Here is a 19,950-nt window from a genome sequence, read left to right as displayed (position 1 = left end):
AAGGCGGTGAAAAATCACCGTTTCGTGATATGTCAATCGCTTGACATGTTAGCATGCAGTATACCCGAAGATAAGAGCCTGGGACCATGAAATCCCAGGCTCCTGCACAATATATTTTTTCTACTTATGAAACTCCCTAATGGGGCTAGTTTTTCCGGGCATACTCCAGCGAAAGAACCTTCCCGCCGGTCAGACGAACACGGCGTTTCTCACCTTTAAAGAAGGTGCGGGCGCTAAATACCTCTGCCCCCAGCGAAGCCGCAAGCTTACCGCCCACGAAGAGTTCGGCAGCCGAGCCATCGACGAGCAGCTCGAACTGGCGGGTCTTAGCACGTTTGAGGGTGCGGCGGCGCAGGCTGCCTCCCTCGGTGTAGCGGGTTCCGCCGCGATCCATCTGCACGAAATCCTGATCCAGTACGATACTCAGCGCCACGCCGTGCGTATCCTTAATCTTGATTTTCACGCGCTCATCGGCAACGTTCACGCGGCCGCGCAGGCGGAAGACACGCGCATCCTTAAGCTCTTTGAGCTTACCTTTCTCGTCTGGCTCGATTGGCTGAAGCGGCATGGCGTCGTCAAGCTGAGGCACAGGATGCTGATAGAGCTTACCATCGCGCAAGTGCAGTTCGCGGGGGAAGGTCATCATATGCACCCAGCGTTTCGACCAGGACGGCTGGTCGTCCTGCTCGGCATTGCCGAACCAGGCGATCATCACGGTTTCGTCGTGGGGCGCATCCTGAGCCGCTGAGGTTCCGGTGCCCGAGATAGTCTGCGGGGCGTAGAATTCGAAGCCTGCATCCAGCTCGGTAAAGGGGGTTTCTACCTTGAATTTGAGGGTTTTCGGGTTGAACTTACCCACAATATAACCGCTCTGGTAGATGTTGAGGTACTTCTCCCCCATCGGCTTCAAACCCTGCGGGCTGAAGATGAGCACATCCCGTATCTCGCCGGTGACTTCGTCACGCAGCTGCAGCAGAGAAGGACACTCGAACATGTAGCATTTCTCAAGTTCTTTAGCCTTGATGCCCAGCTCGCCCTTGAATTTCCAGTCGCGGCGATCTTTCGAGGTGTACACGACCACGGCACCGGTCTTATCTTTGCGCTGCGCGCCGATGACCATCCACCATTTTCCGTCACGCTCAAATACGTGAGGGTCACGATAATGAGCCGTGTAACCATCGTGAGGACCAGAAATAAGCGGCGGAAGCTGGCGAACGGGGCTCGCATCTTTACCTGCGGTGGCAAGAATCTGGTAGGATTCACGCTTATTCTTGGAGTCTTTGACGTTGCCCGTGTAGAAGAACTCGAAACCGCCCTTCACGCGAATACCCGAGCCCGAGTAGCATCCGTGGGAGTCGTAGCGGGTATTCGGAACCAGCGCGGTCCCCACGTCTTTCCAGTCTACGAGGTTGGTGCTCATGGCGTGGCGCCAGTACACTTTGCGTTCGGGGTGAAGCGGCGAGTACTGGTAGAAGGCGTGGTAGTTGTGCCCATCATAGACCAGCCCGTTGGGGTCATTCAGTCTTCCTACCGGAGGCGCTAAATGCAGCGCCGGATAGTCGCGGTCAGATCGAACAGCAGCGCCGAAGGTATCCAGAACGTCTTGTGCCTCAAGGGCTAGGTCTCGTTCGGGGCGTGCTTTCGATGCGTTCTTTGAGGTCTTGGTTTTCTTCGGGCTCATGGTCTCGATCTTTTCAACTCTCAGATATCTGTGCTCTGCTCCCCCGGCTGTTGGCAATATACCTCTGCGTGGGGGTTCAAGCGTTTATCATACCAGCCTATGAACGCCTTCCCTAGGGTCATGCGCCTTTTATTGTCCGATGTACAGGCAGACTCAGCATCGCCACAGCTGGCGTACAGCTTAAAGGTTTCTCCGGGGTTAGATTCCTTCCTGCGTATTGTAAGAACAACACGTTTCGTGTTTAAGGATTAAAAAGCCGCTGGGCGGCGCATCCGTAGTGGATGCGCCGCCCAGCGTAATAAGAATCGAGAAGAAATCGATTACTTGAGGGTAACGGTTGCGCCTGCGCCCTCAAGCTGCTCCTTAGCCTTCTCAGCGTCTTCCTTGGAAGCGCCTTCGAGGATGGGCTTGGGTGCGCCGTCAACGAGGTCCTTTGCTTCCTTCAGGCCGAGGGAGGTCAGGGCACGAACTTCCTTAATCACGGCGATCTTCTTGTCGCCAGCGGATTCGAGGATAACGTCGAATTCGGACTTCTCTTCAGCAGCGTCGCCGCCGCCAGCGCCGCCTGCTACAACTGCAACGGGAGCTGCAGCGGTAACGTCGAACTCTTCCTCAAATGCCTTAACGAACTCAGAAACCTCTACGAGGGACAGTTCCTTGAAAGCTGCAATGAGTTCTTCGATGGACAGCTTAGCCATGTGTGGCTCCTTCACTATCAGGTGCGGGTCTTGCCCGCGGTCTGGTTTATTAGTACCCTGCCCGGGCGGGCGGGTTGAAGTTTTGGTGCGTTTTCACGCGGTGAGGTGCGGGGAGCTTATGCTTCCTCCGAAGCCTCCTCGGCTGCAGCGGGGGCTGCGCCTTCCTGCTCTTCCAGCTTGACGCGCAGTGCATCCACAGCCTGGGCAACGCGGGCAATAGCAGCCTTTGCGCCACCGGCAACCTTGGACAGCAGAACCTCGCGAGATTCGAGGTCAGCGTAGCGCTTCACATCGTCCTCGGTCAGGGTTTCACCCTCGTAGTAACCGGTCTTCACGATAAGCTGGGGGTTTGCCTTGGCAAAGTCACGCAGTCCCTTAGCAGCATCAACGAGGTCACCCTTGATGAATGCCAGCGCGGAAGGACCCTGAAGCTGACCCTCAAACGAGTTGATGCCAACTTCCTTTGCTGCAATAGCAGCAAGCGTGTTCTTCACCACGGCGTATTCGGTCTCAGCACCGAGTGCGCGGCGCAGCTCCTTGAGCTGTGCCACCGTGAGACCGCGGTATTCGGTCAGGATGACTGCGTTCGAGGCTTCGAAGAGTTCCTTCAGCTCGGATACTGCAGCGATCTTTTCCTGAGTCGCCATGGTAGTTCCTTCTTCCGATTCTTGTAAGGTCGCCGAATAAGTGCAGTATTTGGGGCAATAAAAAATGCCCCGACGCGCAGACGTACGAGGCAGACAGCATGAAAATGCATCCATATAGGATGCAACTGTCACATCGGGCACCTGCGCGGGCGGCGATTTCCCGATAGGAAATCTGCTCTTATCAGAGATTATGCTGTATTTCGTGACAGTAAGATACCGAAATTTGCACAGCACATAGCTCTAGACCGGCGGTCTTTGGTCTAATCATCATGACAGGTTAAATCGGCAAAAGCAAGTTCTTCCTTCCCAGAAAGCGTACCTATGCGAAAAATCATTCTTTGGCCTGTCGTTCATAAAAACAATTGGTTGCTTTAGCTCATTATGCCCATGAGGCCGGTGAAGTTCTAGGACCTTGTGCTTTACAGATAGTGCCGCGTGCCGTCGGCAAAGATAAAACAGCGATGCGGAGGAACCTGCACCTGTACCCGTTCCCCCGATGTAAGGACGGGTAGGGCAAGCGCATCCGGCTCAAAAAATTCGAGGGGCTGCCCACCGGGAACCTGCAGAGGAACTCGCGCCGAACCGTCATGCGACGCGGCATATAAAGTCACCTCTGCCTGTGTTACAGCACGGTAGAGTGTGCCGCCCACCTGCGGGAGTACGCTCCGAATTTGCACCGGTATCGTATTCTCTGTGGGGTTCTCAACAATGCTCTCTACACGCCGCAGCGAGGTTGCACGCACATAGAGCGAAGCCCCTTCCGGAAGATGCTGCCCCTCCGTGAGAGTCAGTTCGTTCAGAGCTGGCGCTGCTATCAGCCGCGCCGCCTGCAGCGTATGTGGATTTGCCAACAGATGCTCGGGAGTATCGACCTGCACCAGGTACCCGGCGTCCATGACCGCCACGCGCTGCCCAAGCTGCAGTGCCTCATTCTGATCATGCGTCACGTACAGCCCCGTGAACCTGTATTCGGCGTGCAGACGCGCAATATCCACCCGAATACTTGCGCTCAGTTCCTCATCAACACTCGCCAATGGCTCATCGAAAAGAACCACAGGTGCTTTGCGAATGAGGGCACGCGCAATACCCACACGCTGCGCCTGCCCGCCTGAGAGTTCCTGGGGTTTGCGGTGCTGAAGCTCGCCAATCTGGAGCGCATCCATAAGATCCGTATAGTAATTTTTATCGACCTTTTGGCGGTAGCCGCGCAGGGTAGTTGGAAAAAGAATATTCTTACGAACCGACAGATGCGGGTACAGAATCGGGTGCTGAAAAACGAACCCTACTTGCCCGGCGCTCAACGGCTGACCCGCATAGGTAATACGCCCGGCGTTGGCTTCCTCAAGCCCCGCAATAATGCGCAAAAGCGTAGATTTACCGGTTCCGGATGCGCCCACCAGCGACACCATCTCGCCCGGCTCCACCTCAAGGTCGATCTCGCGCAGAACATGAGTATCCGCTCCAAAGCTCTTCGCGACACCACGAATCTGAAGCCCCCCGTGAGTCGTCGTTGAGGAAGGCTGAGGTGTTGAACCTTGAGTTGTCATGCTTCTATTATGACCTCCCGGCATTCTACCCGAAAAGCAGCGCCACAGCCCGCACGTTCCTGAGGATCTGTGTTCGATGAAGCTACCGCACTAAAAGCCTGCCGCGTATCGCCAGCATCAGCATCCCGAGCCAAAGCACCGCGATCAGTACGGTGCCAAGAATCCACAGCGCCCAGCCGAGCTGCACGAGCTGAGAAACCGCGACCAGGTGCATTCCGGTGCCAGCCATAGCGCCCAATCCGAAGGAGAATCCCCACAGACTCATGGTGTACCCGGCTTTGAGAACCCACGGCACTAAGCGAAGCAGGAACAGCAGCTGAAGCACCCCGTAACCCGTGAGCACTAGGAAAACCCAGTCCACGTGCCCGCCATTAGCTGCCAGATAGGCATTACCGCCCACAAACGGAGGGGCAAGCTGAACCCCTATAATGCCGCGTACTGCAGGATCCAATGCAGGTTCGGTGCGCAGGCGGCCCAGGATTGCAGCCTCCACGCTAAACCACGAGAGAAGACCCATACCGAAGAACAGCATCGCCCAGTCGTGGTGCCCCAACGCCCCTAACCCGGACGCGGAGGCAAAGTTCGCGGCAACCGTTGGTAGGTAGATGACCGGGGTTGTAGCCGCAACCGTGTGCGTTCCACGCCAAAGCCCGGCGGTGCGATACATCGAAAATGCCAGCTGCCCCAGCACACCGATAAGAATCAATGCATACCCGAGCGGTGCCGCATAGGGGTACGCGGATATCCCAACCTCAATGGTGGTGACCGGAACCAGCGCCAAGAAGCAGCACATCACGAGGTCTCGAAGTTCGCTCTGGAGCGCATCGCGACGGGTTATAAGTTTGACGGCAAACGCCGCGATCAGCGCCAGCCAGGTTGCCGAGGCGAGCGCCAGTATGCTCTCCCCTACCCAGGACGGTACCAGGTGTGCGGTGGCACCGTACCGCCACGACAGCCCCAGCGCGCTCGTTCCCAGCGCCACCGAAAAGTAGCTCGTTGGAATAGGGAACGGTTTTGTGGTGGTGGGCGTACCCAAAGGTACGGAATGCGCGGCGGCAGTACTCATGTAATCCTCCCGGGGTATATGCACAGTATACGGCGGCGCTCGCCCCTTCGAGAGCGATGCGAAGATCGTGTGTCAGCGTTTTAACGCCACGAAACATAAGGGGAAAGAAGCTCCGTTTATTCCCGGCGGCTTCATCCAGAATAGATATGTCGGCAGAACCGCTGGGAAATACCATGGGAGCGGAAATATGGATCGGAAGCGTGTTCCTCTAAGCCTGCTTCAGGCTGGGTGGTTCTTCTACAAATCTTGTGGGATACGGTGCCAGAATAAAGAAAACCCGCCGCCCGTGCGTGCAATACGCATGGGCGACGGGTTCTTTCACGTCTGAGAAGCCCACAGGCTTCCTAGAATCCCAGCCTTAGGCTGCAGCCGAAACTACGGATGCGGGATCAACCGGAATACCGGGGCCGAAGGTGGTCGCAACGGTAGCCTTCGAGATGTAGCGACCCTTAGCCGAGGAAGGCTTCAAACGGTTGATCTCTTCCAGAGCGGCGTTGAAGTTCTCTTCCAGCTGCTGAGCAGAGAAGGAAGCCTTGCCGATAATGAAGTGCAGGTTCGAGTTGCGATCAACGCGGAAGTCGATCTTACCGCCCTTGATGTCTGCAACAGCCTTCTCAACGTCCATGGTCACGGTGCCGGTCTTGGGGTTCGGCATGAGGTTACGGGGACCCAGAACCTTACCTAGGCGACCAACTTTGCCCATCATATCGGGGGTTGCAACTGCCGCATCGAAGTCGGTCCAGCCGCCAGCGATCTTAGCGATCAGTTCGTCCGACCCCACGAAGTCAGCGCCCGCTGCCTCAGCTGCGGCAGCCTTATCGCCAGCTGCGATAACAACCACGCGAGCGGTCTTACCGGTGCCGTGGGGCAGGTTCACGGTGCCGCGAACCATCTGATCGGCTTTACGGGGGTCAACCGAGAGGCGCAGAGCCACCTCAACGGTTGCATCAGTTTTAGCGGAGGAAGTCTCCTTCGCCAAGGCTACTGCCTCAGCGGGGGTGTAGAGTTTACCCTCTTCAATCTTGGCTTCAGCCGCCTTGTACGCCTTGCTGCGCTTTGCCATCTGCTTATCTCCTTATGCAGTTGTGGTCTCGTGAGCCGCGCTCGACTCTGCCACATCCCACGCTCAAACGTGGGCATTTACAAGTTAAAATGCGGAAAACCGCGGTGCCGAAAACGGCTTAATTACTCGACGGTAATACCCATGGAACGAGCGGTACCGGCAACGATCTTAGTTGCGGCGTCTAGGTCGTTCGCGTTCAGGTCGGGCATCTTGGTCTCAGCAATTTCGCGTGCCTGAGCCTCGGTAATAGAACCAACCTTCGTGGTGTGGGGAACAGCCGAGCCCTTAGCAACGCCAGCAGCCTTCTTGATAAGCTCAGCAGCCGGAGGGGTCTTCGTGATAAAGGTGAAGGAACGATCCTCGTATACGGTAATTTCAACGGGGATCACGTTACCGCGCTGCGATTCGGTAGCAGCGTTGTATGCCTTGCAGAACTCCATGATGTTCACGCCGTGCGAGCCCAGTGCCGGGCCGACGGGCGGAGCCGGGTTAGCGGCGCCTGCCTGGATCTGCAGCTTAATAAGGCCGGTGACCTTCTTCTTGGGAGCCAATGTTAGGTCCTTTTCTTAGCTGGGAAACTGACGTACAGGAGCGTACGCCAGCAGACGGTGACCGTGGCGCGGTCACCCGTGCGGGCGCATGAAAGCGTGAGCATGCGCATACACAAACGAATATTCTAGCGTTAAAGCAGCTTTAAATCCACCGGAATTTCTTGCAACGAGCCTTTTAGCCGAGGGCTTGCTCTCTAGGATGCAGAGACGAAGTGCGCACCTGACCTGGTTAGCTTGGAGTGCACGCAGGTTCAGGAAAACTCTTGGTTATCACAGAACTCGAAGGTGTACCGTTTTTGCGGACAACGGTACACCTTCGTGTCTATGAGCATGATGTTACGACTAAAGCACGGTGAGCATTGAAAATGGGGCTTCCACCACCGCTCACGATTACAGCTACCCAGGGTTATTTTTAATGTTTTGCAGTCGAGAAAGCATATCTGCACGTTGTTCTTCGGTCAAAGGAGCAGGAGCGTTTCCGCGCTGAGATTTGATGGTATTTACACGATTAATCAGCTCTGGAATGCGGGGATAGTACACGCCGGGACATAACCTACTAACGACATCCCGATGTCCGATGATATAGAGGGTATGCCCAATCTTGGTTTCAATATCTACGATAAGTTCGGCAAGGGTTGCAAAGTCATCGGAGTCGGCCTCAGGGCGGTTCTCGACTCCGATTGAGGCAACGTTCATATTCCAGTTACCCGCATGAAGCGCTACATCCTCGTTTTCTGCGATCTGCGCTACGCGACCGCCCTCCGAAACATAGTGTGCGGAAACTTTATTGTTATTTTTGCACAAAAAATTCACATTGCTATCAAAAGACAGTCCTTTTTTATCATCCCACCAGTGAACAACAAGGAAGAAAATATCGTTGACCTGGCGGTAATTTTTATGACGATTCTCGGTTTTACGGTTCGTCAAAAGCTCATAACTCATCTATTTCTCCTTATCTCTGTCCGCTCACATGGCGAAGCGATTTTCAAGGCGGGAGTATTCTCTATGGCAGACACTACCCACCCTGCCATTTCACCCTTCCAGATGCAAGGAATTTATCATGCTGATATGTAAAGTTTATTCGGTGAGTATCCTAAATTTTTAGAGTTCTCTTAAACATAATGAAAGGCTCTTTATTCAATATAAAGAGCCTTTCATATAGTGAAAAACAAAAGATTAGATCTTTTCGATCTGGTTGAATTCCAGGGTCACCGGAGTATCGCGCTCGAAGACCGAAATCAGGGTTACGACCTGCTGCGACTCCGGCTTGATCTCGGAGATAGTAGCATCCATGCCCTCGAACGGGCCGGACTTCACGCGCACATTCTCGCCCACCGTGTAATCGGATTCCACTACGGGCTGCGGGGTCGGCAGTCCCTTGCTCTGCTGGTCTTCCTCGAACACGGGCAGGAGCATGTCGAAAACTTCATCCATGCGCAGCGGCACCGGGTTGTATGCATCCTGACCTACGAAACCGGTTACGCCGGGAGTGTGGCGCACCACGCCCCACGAGTGGTCGGTCAGATCCATACGCACCAGCACATAACCGGGAACACGCACACGGCGAATAGTCTTCTTGACCGTGTTCTTGTACTCGACGACGGTCTCCATCGGAACCTGAACCTCGAAAATTTCGTCCTCGGCCTCAAGGTTCTGGATGCGGGTCTCGATACCGGTTTTCACCTTGTTCTCGTAACCCGAGTAGGTGTGCACCACGTACCAGTCGCCAATCTGGCGGCGCAGCTTCGCTTTGAACTCTTCGAGAGGGCTTACAGTGCTCTCATCGGGTGCGTTCTCGGCAGCGACGGGCGCATCGGCGGTTTCTGCCTCGACTGACTCAGTCTCTTCAAGTTCGGGTACCTGTTCCTGCTCGGACACGTCGCTCCTACTTTCTTTACATCGTGAATCTAACCCCACACCGGGGGCTCAATAAATAGTACGGGTATAAGCGCGGATGCGCCTTATGAAGACTATCGCCCGCCTTGATTAGGTGACAGAGTTCCGTTACCGAATACCCAGAAGGATCCCTGACCGAAAACCCAGTCAAGCCCCGAAATGAACAAAATCATGAAAACGACAAAGAAGAGAACGCCAAAGAAGTAAATAGCGAGTTCTTTGCGAGTGGGGGTGGTAACCTTTTTCAACTCCGAGATAACTTCGCGGAGGAAACGGAACATACGACCAAAGACGCCAGGTTGAACGTCATCAGAAATATCTGTATCTGTGGTCTTCACAGTGGCAGTTTTAGCCATTTTCGCTGCCCCTTTCTACGTCTAGTTGCGCATCCTATACGATGCCAGAACACTTCATCGAGGCACTAGCAGGGCGGACAGGACTCGAACCTGCAACCTGCGGTTTTGGAGACCGCTGCTCTACCAATTGAGCCACCGCCCTTCGAAGCATAAACTTCGTCGGTCGTGGATTACTCCACATGTTTACATCCTCGAATGCCTCGTAGCCGTGGGCCCACGAGGAGGCAAACTAAAACACCCTCATGGGGCGCTGACATAACTCTATCCTAAGCCCCGCGTCTTTGGCAACTTTCTACACAGTACTGGAGGCAATATTTTGTGCTTTTCGGGTTTCGTACTCAAAAAATCTTGCACATACACTTTCTCCACCCCCTCAATGTTCTCTATGCTTATAAGAAGGGCTCGACGTGCCTCACACACGCACCGCCGAGTTTCACTTTAGGAGAGATACTTCACGATTCCGCCTGCCGCGTAGAGCCCTCTCGAAGGCGCACGGCGGAATAACTATGAAAGCGAGTACATTCACATATGGCGCGCATATCCAGCCGTATCGGCGCAATCGCACCCTCAGCAACCCTCATCGTCGATTCCAAAGCTAAAGCACTCAAGGCAGCCGGACGTCCCGTAATTGGTTTCGGTGCCGGTGAACCCGATTTTCCTACGCCCGCACATATTGTTGATGCTGCCCGCGAAGCCCTCAATGATCCTAAAAACTTCCGCTACTCCCCCGCCTCGGGTCTGCCCGAGCTCAAACAGGCTATCGCGGATAAAACCCTGCGTGATTCTGGCGTTAAGGTCGATCCTTCTCAAGTACTTATTACAAACGGTGGTAAGCAGGCGGTCTATGAAGCCTTCGCTACCGTGATCGATGACGGCGACGATGTTCTGCTCCCTGCCCCGTACTGGACAACCTACCCCGAGTGCATCCGTTTGGCGGGCGGCAACCCGATCGAGGTTTTTGCCGGAAGCGACCAGGACTATAAGGTCACCGTCGAACAGCTGGAGGCGGCATACACCCCAGCGACGAAAGCGCTCATCTTTGTCTCGCCTTCTAACCCCACCGGCGCGGTGTACACCGAGGAGGAGACTCGTGCGATCGGCCAGTGGGCGCTTGAAAAAGGCGTCTTTGTGCTGACCGATGAAATTTACGAACACCTGACCTACGACGGCATTGATTCCGTTTCTATACTCAAGGTTGTTCCCGAACTTGCCGATACCTGCGTTATTCTCAACGGCGTGGCGAAAACCTACGCTATGACCGGTTGGCGCGTGGGCTGGCTTATCGGGCCCGAAGATGTAGTCAAGGCGGCTTCTAACCTTCAGTCACACCTTACCTCGAACGTGAACAATATCGCGCAACGTGCGGCTCTAAAGGCTCTCACCGGATCGCAGAATGACGTTGAGGAAATGCATGCCGCATTCAACCGCCGCCGCACCAAAATTGTAGACGGACTAAACGCGATCGACGGGGTTCACTGCCCCAGCCCCAAGGGCGCCTTCTACGCCTACCCGGATGTGCGCGGGCTTCTTGGCAAAGAAATTGCGGGCAAACGCCCCCAGACCTCTGCCGAACTCGCCGAGCTCATTCTTGAAGAGGCGGAGGTTGCGGTGGTTCCCGGTGAGGCTTTCGGTCCTAGCGGTTATCTGCGCCTCTCCTATGCGCTGAGCGACGACGACCTGGCGGAAGGCATTGCCCGCCTGCAGAAGCTGCTCGGTTCCGCACACTAAGCTTAGCGTTTTCGCGGCTCTCGAAAGAGGCGGTTAAGCGCTTCTGATCGCACCGCATACGATCTCGTGCATGAGGCACCCGTTATGACTTCTACGCAAAGTCCGGCGGGTGCCTCGCATATGCTTAGGGGGTTCAGGCTGAGGGGCTCAAGGCTTTTACTGAACGTTCTCTCATGATCGCGATTATTACCCGCGCCTTGGTTATGGAGCGAACAGAGAAACGGCTTTCTTGCCCAATGTCTTGCTTTTCTGGGTTACACCCCAGATACCACACACTCTCTCGGCAGCCTTGAAATACCAACTCGTCTACAGTTCTCTTCCGATAAGACGCTTTTCCGCGCTTTGAGTATTTAAAACCTGAACTTTAATGCCGTTTCGTGGCAAAACACAAGTAATTCCACAGCTACCCACATAACCCAAACGCGGCTAAAATAGTATCTAAGAGGATGGTCTCCCGAGCTCGCGCATCCACTGCACGACGCTGGCGGAGACCATATTTTTACCCACGCGCAGAACACCCAACACGCGCAGACATAAGGAGCCATCATGAAAATCGGTCTGCTTACCTCCGGAGGCGACTGCCCCGGTCTCAACGCCGTTATCCGCGGCGCAGTTCTCAATGGCGTCAAGAAGTACGGCTACGAATTCGTCGGTTTTCGTGACGGGTGGCGTGGCGTAGTCGAAGGCGATTTTATGGACCTTCCGCGCCAGAAGGTACGCGGTTTGGCGTCCCGCGGCGGCACTATTATCGGTACCTCGCGCACCAACCCCTTCGACGGCCCTAACGGCGGACCCGAAAACATCGAAATTATGATGGAACGCCACGGGATTGACGCCATTATCGCCATCGGCGGTGAAGGCACTCTCGCCGGTGCCAAACGTCTGGCGGATGCGGGTCTGCCCGTCGTCGGTGTGCCCAAGACCATTGATAACGATCTGCGCGCCACCGACTACACCTTCGGGTTCGACACCGCTGTTTCTATTGCGACCGAGGCTATGGACCGCATTCGTACCACCGGCGAATCGCATCACCGCTGCATGGTTGCCGAAGTGATGGGCCGCCACGTAGGCTGGATCGCGCTGCACTCCGGCATGGCTGCAGGCGCGCACGCTATTCTGATTCCCGAAGTCAAGGTTTCAATGGACGAAATCTGCCACTGGGTGAAAGAAGTGCACGATCGTGGCCGTTCCCCGCTTGTCGTGGTTGCCGAGGGCTTTATTCCCGAAGGCTTTGACGAGGTTCTGGCCAATAAGGGCACGGAAAAGGACGGTCGCCCCCGCCTGGGCGGTATCGGTGAATACCTCACCCAGGAGATTGAGGAACGCACCGGAATCGAAACCCGCAACACTATTCTGGGCCACATTCAGCGCGGCGGCGCACCCACCGGCTACGACCGCGTGCTGGCGACCCGTCTGGGTATGGGCGCCGTTGATATGGTACACGAAAAGAAGTGGGGCATGATGGTCTCGGTTCAGGGCACCGAAATCAAATACGTTCCCCTTGAGGAGGCTCTGGACGGTCTCAAGTCGGTACCGCGAGAGCGCTGGAACGAGGCTGCGGTTCTCTTCGGCCGCTAAGGGTTTGGCGGCAGTCCGCCTATCACAGAACGCAACGGGTGCCCGGTCAGAGTGTTTCTGACCGGGCACCCGCGTTTTCTATGCTCGCAGGTTCGTTAGCGCCTGAGGAAATCTTGCCCCGCAAGGGATTTACGGGCGATTTCGCCAGCCTCGGGAGAGACGATGAGGGTCTGTGCTGCGGCATATTCGGTCGCAGGGGCTGGGGCTTCATCGGTTGAAGCCTCACTGGTATCTACCGCACGCAGAGGTGCCGCGGGGTCTACGGCCCGCTTGATGACGGCGAGCGCTATGGGGCCCGCCTCGTGATGCAGCGCCACCGAGGTGATGCGCCCCACCGCACGGGGTTTGTCCTCTACGAAGAGTTCGCTACCCGCTGCGGGCAGGGTGTGCTCAGAGCCATCAAGGTCGAGAAAGACGAGGCGGCGCGGCGGATGCCCCAGGTTGTGCACACGCGCGACGGTTTCTTGTCCTTTGTAACATCCCTTCTCGAAGTGCACGGCGGTGCGGGTGTAGTCCAGCTCTTGCGGAATGGTTTTATTGTCGATTTCGGTACCTGCGCGCGGGCGCCAGGCTTCAATGCGCAGTGCCTCCGCCGCCCAGACGCCCGCCAGCTGAGCGCCTTCCGTGAGGGTGGCGAGCTTTTCGCGGGGAATAATGCTCAGGTACCGTTCGTAGTCGGTGCCGGGATGCGCATCAGGCGTTGCGCTGTAGTGGTAGCCGCCTTCGACGAGTGCCGTCCACGGGTCGCGCCATATCAGGGCATCCGCAAAGACCGGATGGATAGCGCCCTGTTCCCCGCGCGGGTTTCGGGCGGTCTCGATAACGGCGTACTCTCCGCTCATATTCTCAATATCGACGCGAAGCATGAATTTCATGCGGTTCAGGTAGTCGGTCAGCGGTTCCGCCTGTGCACCCTCGACGATGAGCCAGAGCGCCTGCCCGTCCTCGACGGCGGCGGGTGCATATTCGATGCGTCCCTGCGGGGAGAGCAGCAAAAATTCGCGGCTGTTCCCCGGGTTCATGTCGGTCAAAATCTGGGATGCGAGGGAGGTGAGCCAGCTGGCGCGGTCGGGGCCGGAGACCCTCACGATACCGAGGGAGGAACGGTCCACAACTACGGGTTCTCCCGTTGTGGCTCCACGATCGCGGGCTAGGGCACGCTGTTCGGCGAGGGGGTTGCCGTAATGCGCCGCGATGCCCGTATCCGGGCCGTCTGCGGCGAAGGCACCGTGTACCTGCATGAGGGGGCTGAGTGTGGGGGTGTATTCAGGCGCATCGGCGGCGGTATTTTCGGCGGTGCTCATGATGTTCCTCTCGTGCTGTTTTTTATCGTGAGTGGCGGCCAGACGGTCTGCAAAACCCGCACACCGCAGCGGAACGGCGGGTATGCGGGTTTTACTCTGCGTGGAGTAGTCCTAGTTTTCGGCAGAGTCTTCTTCTGCGCCGTCATCAAGGGAACCGAACATGCCTGTACCCAGCGAATCGCCGCTCATGGAAGAGGTCTTGCGCAGTTCCGCCGAGGCGTGCTTATGCAGGTTGCCTTCCTGATCGGCGATCTCCCAGTCCCACATGAGGTTGCCGTTCACAAGCCCCCACAGACGCACGGATCCGGCGTAGTCGTGCGAGATTTCGTCGCGCAGCAGGTTACCGGTCTGCATGCGCACAACCGGGCCCTTAATCATGCCTACGTAGTTCTCGCTGATGCCACCGGGGTGCGCGATGGTGGCGATCAGATTGAATCCGTCGTCTTCGTTGCGCAGAGTTTCAACCGATTCCGCATTGGCAAAAGCGGGGACGATATCTTTGGGAACCAGCCCAAAGCCGCCGTCGGCATCCGTGAGGGGACGGTCGATCTGCCAGAAGCCGGTTTCGATGGTGATAGGGCGCAGCTTTTGTCCGTTATCGTCGAGCAGGAAAGACTCGGCGCGGTATTCCAGGTAGGGCAGACCGTCTTGTGTGAAGTTAATAATCTGCCCGAAAGGAGTATTTTCTTGCCCTTCATACCACATGGTTCCGGTACCTTCCCAGGTACCCAGAAGCCATGCGAAGGGAACGAGCTCAGGGGTTAGGTTGGTTGGGATTTCAATTGCCATTCCCCTATTCTAGGCGTTTTCTGCGGTCAGCAGTTCAAAACGTGGGCTATTTCGCCATAGGCTGGGATGCACTCGCCGGGTATGCAAAAGCCCCCGGCACTGTCTGCTGCACACCCCTCCTGGGGTGCCTCAGCGTTAACCGGGGGCACCGTGAGCCTTCCTCGGCTCAAAAAATTTTACGCTCTACTTCTGCCCTGCGAAGAGACCCTTAAGTACTGCGTATGCACCAACGGCGATGCATACCGAGATGAGAGCCATCAAACAGATGAAGAAGATCTCTAAGTACAAGATGTTGTCCATGCCTTAAAAATACCATAGATAGCTGAGCTAAAGCACGGTTCACGGCGCTCTTCCCCTGGGTAAAAATAACTTTAACACACGTCGTTGCTGCGTGTTTTAGCGCCGTTGAAGGTACCGTGCCCGAAGAGCACACAAAGGCATGAGTAAAATAGTACAAAACCGTGCGAGTAAGGATTGCAGATTCAGGAGGGTGTATGTACCGCATTGCGTTACTGAGCGATGCGCCGCGAGCGCAAGAACTCATTCCTGCCCTCAGCCTGCTCAGCCACCGTGTGATAGAGCTTCCCCTCGATTCGCCCCTGAGTACTATCGGCACGGAACACGATATTGTTATTCTGGATGCGCGCCAAAATCTGCTCAAAGCACGCAATACCGCCCAGCTTTTGAAGACCGCGGGGATCACCATCCCGCTCATGATTGTCCTGACCGAGGGCGGAATGGCGGCTGTTTCCGCCTCGTGGCAGGTGGACGATATTGTGCTGGACCAGGCTTCGCCCTCCGAAATGGATGCTCGCCTGCGCCTGTTGGTTACGGCACCCGAGCTCAAAGATACAGACGATCGCAGCCAGCAGATTATCCGCATCGGCAATCTGGTCATTGATGCACAAACCTATTCGGCGCATCTGAATGGAGCGGCACTCAACCTGACCTTCAAGGAATTTGAGCTTTTGAAGTTTGTGGCCCAGCATCCCGGGCGAGTATTTTCGCGGGCGCAGCTACTCTCGGAGGTCTGGGGCTACGACTCGTACTATGGCGGCACTCGCACGGTCGATGTGCACGTTCGCCGGCTGCGCTCAAAGCTCGGTTCTGAGCACGAACAGATGATTACCACGGTGCGCAACGTGGGGTATTCGTTCCACGCGCAGAATACGCATCATGACCCTTCTGCCGAAGACTAACGGCGCGGCGAAATACTTTTCTTTTTCTGGTGCGCCGAAGATTGCGCTTATTGCATCAAACCGGTTCAAACGCAGGCTTTCACCCGGTAAAGTTAAACAGTAGGCAATGTGAAAGAAGGCGAGAATGGCGGCATCACCCGAAAACTTCACCCTCGACTCTGGGCACTACGAAAATATGCCCCTCAATGCTGAGCTTCTAGAGCATTTCACGCAGTTCGCACGCGCCGTACAGAAGCACGACGGCACCCCGGCTTTCTCCGAACAAACTCTGGTGGAGCTCTCGAAAGCGGTGCGCGGTGAGAGTTTGGTTCATCCGCAAGTTTTCGCATTCACTCCGGCCGCTGATAATTCCGAGTTACAGGCTGTGCTCGTTGCCGTTCCCTCCCCCGAAGACTCTGACGAGCCCGGTGTACTTGAGGCAGCCGTTCACCCGCAGGTGCGCGGGCAGGGGCTCGGTCCCGCTTTCTTCACTCGCGTTATTGAGGATTTAGGAAGCGAGGCCAGCAACTACAACCTCTGGGTACACGGAAGCGCAACCGACACCGGTATTGAGAGTCCCGCCAATGAGCTCGCCGAAGCCGCAGGTTTCACCCCGGTGCGCGTGCTGTACAAAATGGTACTTCCGCTTGACGAACAAACCCGTGAGAATCTTGCCGAGCTCTCGGATGCGCGCGCCCTGCCCGATTCGTTTGAGCTGCGCACCTTCACCCCCGCCGACGAAAACCCCTGGCTTCGCGTCAACGCGGAAGCCTTCGCTGAGCACCCCGAGCAAGGTCGCCTGACTCTCGCGGATTTACGCGAGCGCACCGGCAGCGATTGGTTCCGCCCGGAGGGGTTCTTTCTCATCTCCGAGCGGGAGGACCCGCATAATATTGCGGCGTTTACGTGGACGAAAATTCCAACCGCTCAGACCGAGCCGGGGCAGCCGCTCGACGATCTGGTGCCTGCGGGTGAGATTTATGTGGTGGGGGTCAGTCCAAACGCCCAGGGTAGCGGTCTGGGGCGTACCGTGACCCTGCGTGCCCTGGCGTATTTGGCGCTTGCATCCGACGAAAACGGCGAGCCTCTGCATGCAATCGAACTGTATGTGGACGCCGATAACGCCCCTGCGTTGAAGCTCTACGAGTCGTTAGGGTTCGCAGTTGCGACCGTGGATCGCATGTACGCCCCCAAACGCGGATCCGGCAAGAGTCCGTCTAACGGTGTGGATGCGGGCGTGCTCTCCGCTGTTACCACGGCGGTTATCTCGACCGGCAGCATCTAGCGTTTATTCGGGGTGGGGCGCGGGTTCTTTACCGGCTCACACCCGTACCGAACGTTCTTTCTGCGTTGTGCTCGATGACGAGCGGCACATCGTAAACTTAGTCCCTCAACATAGTAAGGAATAGCCTGTGGCACCCCACCCGCATACCAAAAAGAATACCGAACCGGCACCGATGACCGGGTTGATTCACATCGGAAACGATATCTCGAAGATTGAGCGTGCCGATACCCGTGCCGACCGCATTGAGGCGGGAGAAAAACTCGATCTACCCAATATCGAAGGCGATTTTGGCGCCGAGCGTTTTCTCGACCGTGAAAGCAGTTGGCTCGATTTTAATTCCCGGGTGCTGGAGCTTGCCGAAGACCCTGATCTGTACCTGCTGGAGCGCCTGAATTTTCTTTCTATCGTGGCCTCGAACCTTGACGAGTTCTTTATGGTGCGCGTGGCGGGGCTCAAACGCCGCATCGCTACCGGACTGGCAGTACCTTCCGCCGCAGGGTTGAGCCCTGACGAACAGATGGAGGCGATCTCAACCGCCGCTCACAGCCTGCAGAAGCGCCATGCCCAGGTTTTCCATGAGCAGATACTTCCCGAGCTGAAAAAACAGAACATTCATATTGTGGGCTGGGATGACTTGGATGCAGACGCTAAAACCCGTTTGCGCCAAGAATTCCTGCGCGATATTTTCCCGATTCTCACCCCGCTCGCGGTAGACCCGGCGCACCCCTTCCCCTATATTTCGGGGCTTTCGCTGAACCTTGCGGTGCTGGTTCGTAACCCACAGACCGGCAAGGAACTTTTCGCGCGTGTGAAGGTGCCCGATCAGCTTGACCGCATGATTTCGGTGGACGGTCCCCGCGCCGCCAACACGACCGGCAAGGAATCCCGCTATATTCCATTAGAGGTCATTATTGCCGAGCACCTTGACACTCTCTTCCCCGGCATGGAGGTTGTTGAGCACCATGTCTTCCGCGTAACCCGTAACGAAGACCTTGAGGTTGAAGAGGACGATGCCGAGAACCTGCTGCAGGCCCTCGAAAAGGAGCTGCTGCGCCGCCGTTTCGGCCCGCCCGTGCGTCTTGAGGTTGAAGATACGATCAACCCCACGATTCTCGACCTGCTCATTTCTGAGCTCAATATCGACGACTCCGAAGTATATAAGCTCCCTGCGCCGCTGGATCTGCGTGGTATGGGCGCGATCGTGCGCGCCAACCGTCCCGCCCTGCACTACCCCAAGCATATTGCGCATACCTCCCGCTGGCTCAACGCCGCCGAAACCGCCAAAGAGGCGGACGTGTTTGCCGCAACCCGCGATCACGATGTGCTTCTGCACCACCCCTACGATTCCTTCGCCACCAGTGTGCAAGCGTTTCTTGCGCAAGCGGCGGCCGACCCGAAGGTACAGGCTATCAAGCAGACCCTCTACCGCACCAGCGGCGACTCCCCCATTGTCGATGCGCTGATCGAAGCCGCTGAGGCAGGCAAACAGGTTGTCGCACTCGTTGAGATTAAGGCACGGTTCGACGAGGAAGCCAATATTTCGTGGGCACGCAAACTCGAACGCGCGGGCGTGCACGTGGTCTACGGTCTGGTCGGACTGAAAACCCACTGCAAGCTCTCCTTGGTAGTGCGCCGCGAAGGCAACCAGCTGCGCCGTTACGCGCACATCGGCACCGGCAACTATCACCCTTCCACCGCGCGGTTCTACGAAGACCTCGGCATTATTACCTGCGATGAGCAGATTTGTGAGGACGTCTCGCGCCTATTCAACCAGCTCTCCGGGTACGCGCCAAAAACCACCTACAAATCGCTGCTGGTTGCCCCGCGTTCGCTGCGCAGCGGGCTCATCGAGTGCATCAACCGTGAAATTGAGAATCATAAGGCGGGTAAGGAGGCGCGCATCCAGATCAAGTGCAACTCCATGGTGGATGAGGCGATTATCGACTCCCTCTACCGTGCCTCTCAGGCCGGAGTTCCCGTCGATGTGGTCGTGCGCGGTATTTGCGCCCTGCGCCCCGGTGTGCCCGGACTCAGCGAGAATATCCGGGTGCGCTCAGTGCTCGGGCGTTTCCTGGAGCACTCGCGCGTCTTCGCGTTTGAGAACGCGGGTGAGCCCATCGTCTATATCGGGTCTGCAGACATGATGCACCGCAACCTCGACCGCCGCATCGAGGCACTTGTACGGGTCAAAGACCCCCGCCATATCAAGTACCTGCTCGACATGTTCACGGTCTACATGAGCGATGAATCCCGCACCTGGCACCTCTCGGGTGACGGCACGTGGAAGCGTTTCGATACCGATGCCGACGGCAACCCGCTGCGCGATGTGCAGTCCTATTACCTGCGCTCGCGCTCTCGGAAGAACCACGACAAGATTTAGCGGTTTTCCCTTTCCGTAACTTCTGTATGCAGGTGGCTTTCAGACCGAAAAGTAGCATTATGCGAATTTTCGGTCTGAAAGCCACACTATATGCCCATAATTGTGCTCCACAGGGTGCCAAGCCACGTAACATTCGGATTTTTACTACGAAGGTGAACACAAGGTTACGGGAGGGTGACGCCTCTGAAGATTTTTCCCCTAGA

17 protein-coding genes and 1 tRNA gene are annotated in these 19,950 nt (G+C 56.4%); 5 read left to right on the top strand and 13 right to left on the bottom strand.

The window, feature by feature from the left end:
- Positions 1-145: 145 nt before the first annotated feature.
- From HMPREF2625_RS04935 to HMPREF2625_RS04885, 11 genes are all read right to left on the bottom strand, one after another.
- Positions 146-1,681, bottom strand: coding sequence for a glycoside hydrolase family 32 protein (locus HMPREF2625_RS04935; protein WP_070522390.1), 1,536 nt, complete (start codon positions 1,679-1,681; stop codon positions 146-148).
- Between the two features lie 320 nt (positions 1,682-2,001).
- Positions 2,002-2,379: a 50S ribosomal protein L7/L12 gene (gene rplL, locus HMPREF2625_RS04930; protein WP_004005325.1), complete on the bottom strand. Its 378-nt coding sequence runs from the start codon at positions 2,377-2,379 to the stop codon at positions 2,002-2,004.
- A 116-nt stretch (positions 2,380-2,495) separates the two neighbouring features.
- Positions 2,496-3,026 carry a 50S ribosomal protein L10 gene (gene rplJ / locus HMPREF2625_RS04925; RefSeq protein WP_004005327.1) on the bottom strand — a complete coding sequence of 177 codons (531 nt, stop codon included), beginning with the start codon at positions 3,024-3,026 and terminating at the stop codon, positions 2,496-2,498.
- Between the two features lie 419 nt (positions 3,027-3,445).
- Positions 3,446-4,573, bottom strand: a complete 1,128-nt coding sequence (locus tag HMPREF2625_RS04920) for an ABC transporter ATP-binding protein (protein ID WP_070522387.1) — start codon at positions 4,571-4,573, stop codon at positions 3,446-3,448.
- Between the two features lie 82 nt (positions 4,574-4,655).
- On the bottom strand, positions 4,656-5,639 hold the full coding sequence (gene tehA, locus HMPREF2625_RS04915; RefSeq protein ID WP_070522384.1) for a dicarboxylate transporter/tellurite-resistance protein TehA: 984 nt from the start codon (positions 5,637-5,639) through the stop codon (positions 4,656-4,658).
- Positions 5,640-5,997: 358 nt separating this feature from the next.
- Complete coding sequence (gene rplA, locus HMPREF2625_RS04910; protein ID WP_070522381.1) at positions 5,998-6,702, bottom strand: 50S ribosomal protein L1; 705 nt, start codon at positions 6,700-6,702, stop codon at positions 5,998-6,000.
- A gap of 122 nt (positions 6,703-6,824) precedes the next feature.
- Entirely contained in the window at positions 6,825-7,253 is a 429-nt protein-coding gene (gene rplK, locus HMPREF2625_RS04905; protein WP_004005333.1) for a 50S ribosomal protein L11, read from the bottom strand.
- Positions 7,254-7,649: 396 nt separating this feature from the next.
- Complete coding sequence (locus HMPREF2625_RS04900) at positions 7,650-8,195, bottom strand: peptidoglycan recognition protein family protein (RefSeq protein WP_004005334.1); 546 nt, start codon at positions 8,193-8,195, stop codon at positions 7,650-7,652.
- A 234-nt stretch (positions 8,196-8,429) separates the two neighbouring features.
- The gene (gene nusG, locus HMPREF2625_RS04895) at positions 8,430-9,131 is read right to left on the bottom strand and encodes a transcription termination/antitermination protein NusG (RefSeq protein ID WP_070522378.1); all 702 of its coding nucleotides are present in this window, start codon (positions 9,129-9,131) and stop codon (positions 8,430-8,432) included.
- Positions 9,132-9,223: 92 nt separating this feature from the next.
- The gene (secE, locus tag HMPREF2625_RS04890; RefSeq protein WP_004005336.1) at positions 9,224-9,505 is read right to left on the bottom strand and encodes a preprotein translocase subunit SecE; all 282 of its coding nucleotides are present in this window, start codon (positions 9,503-9,505) and stop codon (positions 9,224-9,226) included.
- Positions 9,506-9,574: 69 nt separating this feature from the next.
- A tRNA-Trp gene (locus HMPREF2625_RS04885) sits at positions 9,575-9,647 on the bottom strand.
- A 386-nt stretch (positions 9,648-10,033) separates the two neighbouring features.
- On the opposite strand from HMPREF2625_RS04885, the gene HMPREF2625_RS04880 reads away from it, so the two are divergent.
- Together HMPREF2625_RS04880 and HMPREF2625_RS04875 are read left to right on the top strand one after the other, a co-directional pair.
- The gene (locus HMPREF2625_RS04880; RefSeq protein WP_070522374.1) at positions 10,034-11,233 is read left to right on the top strand and encodes a pyridoxal phosphate-dependent aminotransferase; all 1,200 of its coding nucleotides are present in this window, start codon (positions 10,034-10,036) and stop codon (positions 11,231-11,233) included.
- A 546-nt stretch (positions 11,234-11,779) separates the two neighbouring features.
- Positions 11,780-12,811 carry a 6-phosphofructokinase gene (locus tag HMPREF2625_RS04875; RefSeq protein WP_070522372.1) on the top strand — a complete coding sequence of 344 codons (1,032 nt, stop codon included), beginning with the start codon at positions 11,780-11,782 and terminating at the stop codon, positions 12,809-12,811.
- 95 nt (positions 12,812-12,906) lie between these two features.
- Here the strand turns inward: HMPREF2625_RS04875 and HMPREF2625_RS04870 are convergent, their stop codons facing one another.
- Positions 12,907-14,115, bottom strand: a complete 1,209-nt coding sequence (locus tag HMPREF2625_RS04870) for a CAF17-like 4Fe-4S cluster assembly/insertion protein YgfZ (RefSeq protein ID WP_070522369.1) — start codon at positions 14,113-14,115, stop codon at positions 12,907-12,909.
- 111 nt (positions 14,116-14,226) lie between these two features.
- Entirely contained in the window at positions 14,227-14,904 is a 678-nt protein-coding gene (locus tag HMPREF2625_RS04865) for a heme-binding beta-barrel domain-containing protein (RefSeq protein ID WP_070522366.1), read from the bottom strand.
- A gap of 494 nt (positions 14,905-15,398) precedes the next feature.
- On the opposite strand from HMPREF2625_RS04865, the gene HMPREF2625_RS04860 reads away from it, so the two are divergent.
- From HMPREF2625_RS04860 to HMPREF2625_RS04850, 3 genes are all read left to right on the top strand, one after another.
- A complete protein-coding gene (locus HMPREF2625_RS04860; RefSeq protein ID WP_004005341.1) occupies positions 15,399-16,103 on the top strand; it encodes a winged helix-turn-helix transcriptional regulator in 705 nt (234 codons plus the stop codon).
- 124 nt (positions 16,104-16,227) lie between these two features.
- Positions 16,228-17,367, top strand: a complete 1,140-nt coding sequence (mshD, locus tag HMPREF2625_RS04855) for a mycothiol synthase (protein WP_070522363.1) — start codon at positions 16,228-16,230, stop codon at positions 17,365-17,367.
- A gap of 127 nt (positions 17,368-17,494) precedes the next feature.
- Complete coding sequence (locus tag HMPREF2625_RS04850; protein WP_013397658.1) at positions 17,495-19,747, top strand: RNA degradosome polyphosphate kinase; 2,253 nt, start codon at positions 17,495-17,497, stop codon at positions 19,745-19,747.
- Positions 19,748-19,950 lie beyond the last annotated feature (203 nt).

The sequence above is a fragment of the Rothia sp. HMSC064D08 genome, assembly GCF_001809525.1.
GTDB classification, from domain to species: domain Bacteria; phylum Actinomycetota; class Actinomycetes; order Actinomycetales; family Micrococcaceae; genus Rothia; species Rothia dentocariosa.
This window is presented reverse-complemented; position numbering and strand designations above follow the sequence as displayed.